Source organism: Mesorhizobium sp. M7A.F.Ca.ET.027.03.2.1 (genome assembly GCF_003999175.1).
Classification (GTDB): Bacteria; Pseudomonadota; Alphaproteobacteria; order Rhizobiales; family Rhizobiaceae; genus Mesorhizobium.
This window is the reverse complement of record NZ_RZOM01001270.1, coordinates 1-1531: the sequence shown is the minus strand read 5'-3', so window position 1 is coordinate 1531 and position 1531 is coordinate 1. Positions and strand designations below refer to the sequence as shown.

The 1531-nt window shown below is 62.1% G+C and carries 1 protein-coding gene and 1 pseudogene; one reads left to right on the top strand and one right to left on the bottom strand.

Annotated features, from left to right (window positions below; all coding sequences use genetic code 11):
• A pseudogene (locus EN750_RS41155) lies at window positions 1-133 on the bottom strand (threonine dehydratase); the annotation flags it as partial.
• Between the two features lie 466 nt (window positions 134-599).
• On the opposite strand from EN750_RS41155, the gene EN750_RS33720 reads away from it, so the two are divergent.
• The coding region (locus tag EN750_RS33720) for an alpha/beta hydrolase (RefSeq protein WP_127399227.1) at window positions 600-1531 on the top strand (932 nt) is incomplete at its 3' end.

Sequence of the window (1531 nt, the reverse complement as noted above, 5' to 3'; positions counted from 1 at the left end):
GATCCTCGCGCTTCAACAGCACCCGCGCACCGGTCTTTTTCGACAGATAATCGTTTTCCTGCAGCGGCGTTTCAGGGAAGATCTGGCGGATCGCGGCGGCAGCGGCAGCAACGCGGGAAGAGAAACTGTTCATCGGAAACCACCCTTGGGAAAGCCACCTTGCGTTGCACGCTGTCCGCGGACCTCTATCATTGATCGGGTCGCGCACGTTCGGTTGTTGAGCGCCGGGACAAGGTGCGGCGCGAGCCAGCCTATTGCATATCCGGCTACGTGGCGCCATCGTCCATCATGTGCGTCGTTCCGAGCGGAAATTTTGCGGAATATTTTCAGCTACTTGTGGGTGCATTCTAATGCCCCTTCGTATCGGGCGGCTTGAACTCGCTATCTCTGCGGGAATTGGAAAGCCGGCGACGGCGCCGCTCATTGCACGCATCACGCAGCCGTTTCCCGCCATTTTGGCTTTCGCGCAACACTGCGATGGCCGCAGCGGGGCGCCGATCACATTTCGACTGGACATGACTTAGTTCTGCCGCACTCTGCCTGTCCGGGAGGTATCGTGAGAATAGACAGGCCTTTCGGCCGGAGTTGGAAATTCAGGCGTGCCTTTGAAGAAGATTTTTGCCGTTCTCCTGGCCTTGTTCGTCGCCGGCTGCGCCGGCCAGCAAACACAGGAATTGCTGGGCAGCGCCATGGTGTCCGCGCCGGTGACGGAGATCGCCGGCAATCACTCGATCTTCATCGCCACGACGCGCAAGAAATCCGACGATCCCAACAAGGTTTTCGACGGCGAACGCTCGGCGACGCTGAACTATGCCCGCGTCAACGTCACCGTTCCGGGGCTTCACAAGACCGGCCAGATCGAGCGCCGCTCGCGCGGCAAGTCGGACGACCCGGCCAAATATTTCATGGCTTCCGAGGTCGTCGGCTACGACACGCAGCCGAAATTCTCCAGCGCGCTCAACGCCGACATCGCGGCGCGTGGCGGTCGCGTCATGGTCTTCGTGCATGGCTACAACACCGGCTTCGATGCCGCCGTCTATCGCCTCACCCAGATCGTCCACGATTCCGGCTATCCCGGCACACCAGTGCTGTTTTCCTGGGCATCGGGCGCAAGGACCACCGACTACGTTTATGACAAGGAAAGCGCCAGCGCCGCCCGCGACCAATTGGAGGTGACGCTCAGGATGCTGGAGCAGTCCGGCGCGCGGCGCATCGACATCGTCGCGCATTCGCTCGGGACCTGGGTCACCATGGAAACGCTGCGGCAGATGGCCATCACCGGCGACCGCGATCTCGGCGGCAAGCTCGGCGACGTGGTGCTGGCCTCGCCCGACATCGATGTCGACGTGTTCAAGAGCCAGATGCGGCGCTATGGCAAGCCCGACAAGCCGTTCATCCTGCTGTTGTCGGACGACGACCGCGCGCTGCGGCTCTCCGGCCTGATCGCCGGATCCCGGCCGCGCGTCGGCGACTACAAGGATGCCGCCGATCTCGCCTCCTATGGCGTGACGGTCGTCGACCTGTCCAAGGT